We start from the raw sequence: 2,087 nt of genomic DNA, 5'->3' as shown, positions 1-2,087 counted from the left end.
ACCACTTGGTCTGAGAAAACCTCTCCCCAGTCCACGAAGCCTTTGTTCGAGGTGAGAATCATTGAGGCTTTTTCATAGCGCTTAGCCACCAAACGGAAAAATAGGCTGGCTTCCTCACGATTCAGCGGCAAATAGCCAATCTCGTCAACCACCAACACCTTCGGGTAGGTGAACTGCTGCAATTGTCGGTCAAGACGATTCTCTGCCTGGGCTCGTTTGAGTCGACTCATAAGTTCCGACAGGGTCAAAAACAACACTCTGTGTCCTGCCTCAGCCGCCTTGATTGACAAGCCAATGGCCAGATGGGTTTTGCCGACACCAGGGGGACCAAGCAAAATGACATTCTCAGCCCGCTCTACAAAGGCCAAACCCTAAAGTTCGCGGACAACCTTGCGGTCAACCGAGGGCTGGAATCCAAAGTCAAATTGTTCAAGTGTCTTAAGCCAAGGCAGTCGCGCCCGCTTAAGGCGACTGGCCAATCCCTTTTGGTGACGACCCTGCCACTCTGCCGCCAGAGCTTCCATCAGGAAGCTACGGTAGTCCAGCGCTCGTTTGGCTGCCTGTTCACAAAGCGTATCCAAACTGTCCGGCAAGTATTCCATCTTGAGTTTTTGCATCAGACCGTTTAGCTCCATGTCGATGCCTCCTCGTAGGCTGCCAGACTGCGGGTTTGGACACCAAGGTCACGCCATAGACGGGCATGATGGTCGGGCACCACTTGCCATCCCTCAATGGCTGGGCGCAACTGGTGCTCTGCCACCAGTCGTCCTTGTGCATCAAACACCTTCAAACCACCATCAAGGTAACGATGAATGACCACTCGCTCACCACACAGGTGGGCCGGCACGCTATAGCGATTACCACACACATCGATGAAAGCGTCTAACGCCACTCGGCGGCACTCTTGATAGCAGGTCGAAAAACGCACAGGCGGTAAAGGCTGCAACCTGGGACGCTCCTTGACAAAACGGTCATGAACCCGTGCTTTGAGGGTGCCGTGAATGCGTTCGTCGGCCACCTCCGCCAGCCACTGCTCAAGTTGCTGATTAAGGTGCGCTAAACTCTCGAAACTACGATAACGCTGGAAGAAGTTCTCTTTGACATAGCGCACCATCCGTTCATCCTTACCCTTGGTCTGCGGCCGATAGGGGCGGCAGGCTTTGGGCTTAAACCCATAGTGCTCGGCCAGCTGCACAAACCCCGGGTTGAAGCGAACCTTACCGTTGGGCGCATGCGACAATACAGCCGCCTTCTGGTTGTCAACCCATACCTCCTGCGGCACACCACCAAACCACTCAAAGGCACGCACCAAACTCTCATAGGTGTGCTCAGCATCTTCGCAAAGCGCCGCCCAAACGTGAAAGCGTCGAGAATAGCCCAACAGGTTGACGGCAAAGTGCACCTTGGTCCGATTGCCAGCCACCACTGTCGTGATTTTCCCCCAATCCGATTGCAGCTGCTTGCCTGGAGCCGTCTCAAAGCGCACCGTACCTAACGCCTTGCGCAATGCTCGCTTCGGACGAATATAGTCACGCAGAATACTGCGCCCACCCTGATAGCCTTGGGCACGGATTTCGGCAAAGATGACCTCCGCATTCCAGACGCCTTCGGACAACAACTGGTCCACCTGGGGTTTGTAGGGGTCCAGCTTGCTGGCTCGAACACCACTTTTGCGGCGGGGTGGCGGCCCGCCGCGCTTCAGCGCACGGCGCACTGTCCGCTCTGAACAGCCTACCTGCAAGGCAATCTCGCGCAGGTAGCAGCCTTTTTTCCTCATATCGCGTATCATAATCCAGTCCTCTCGGTTGAGCATGGCGGCCTCCTTGAGTCTTTGAACAACCCAATGATGCCCCATGCTTGACGGGAGGACATCTCAAACCGTTATTTTTAGGTCATATAGCATCGGTGGTGACAGAACCGTACCTGAGTCTCTAAACCAGCGGCTGACACAGAATAATGAACACCCTCCCTATGGCCTCAGGCAAGAATTCATCACACCATACAGCCCTGAGCAGAACGGTATGATTGAGCGCTTTATTCGGACACTAAAAGAGGAATGTGTATGGCATCATCGCTTCGAAACACTT

The 2,087-nt window shown here is 54.4% G+C and carries 1 protein-coding gene and 2 pseudogenes; 1 reads left to right on the top strand and 2 read right to left on the bottom strand.

Translation table 11 applies throughout. From position 1 onward, the window contains the following. Both D6694_14020 and D6694_14015 read right to left on the bottom strand, forming a co-directional pair. Positions 1 to 524: pseudogene (locus D6694_14020) on the bottom strand (AAA family ATPase). 101 nt (positions 525 to 625) lie between these two features. Further along, a complete protein-coding gene (locus D6694_14015) occupies positions 626 to 1,813 on the bottom strand; it encodes an IS21 family transposase (GenBank protein RMH36312.1) in 1,188 nt (395 codons plus the stop codon). A 157-nt stretch (positions 1,814 to 1,970) separates the two neighbouring features. On the opposite strand from D6694_14015, the pseudogene D6694_14010 reads away from it, so the two are divergent. After that, positions 1,971 to 2,087, top strand: a pseudogene (locus tag D6694_14010) (transposase).

This window comes from Gammaproteobacteria bacterium, assembly GCA_003696665.1.
Lineage (GTDB): Bacteria > Pseudomonadota > Gammaproteobacteria > Enterobacterales.
This window is presented reverse-complemented; position numbering and strand designations above follow the sequence as displayed.

Coding starts and splice junctions, on each gene's coding strand:
- D6694_14015 (RMH36312.1), bottom strand. CDS start 1,813: ATGCTCAACCGAGAGGACTGGATTATGATACGCGATATGAGGAAAAAA.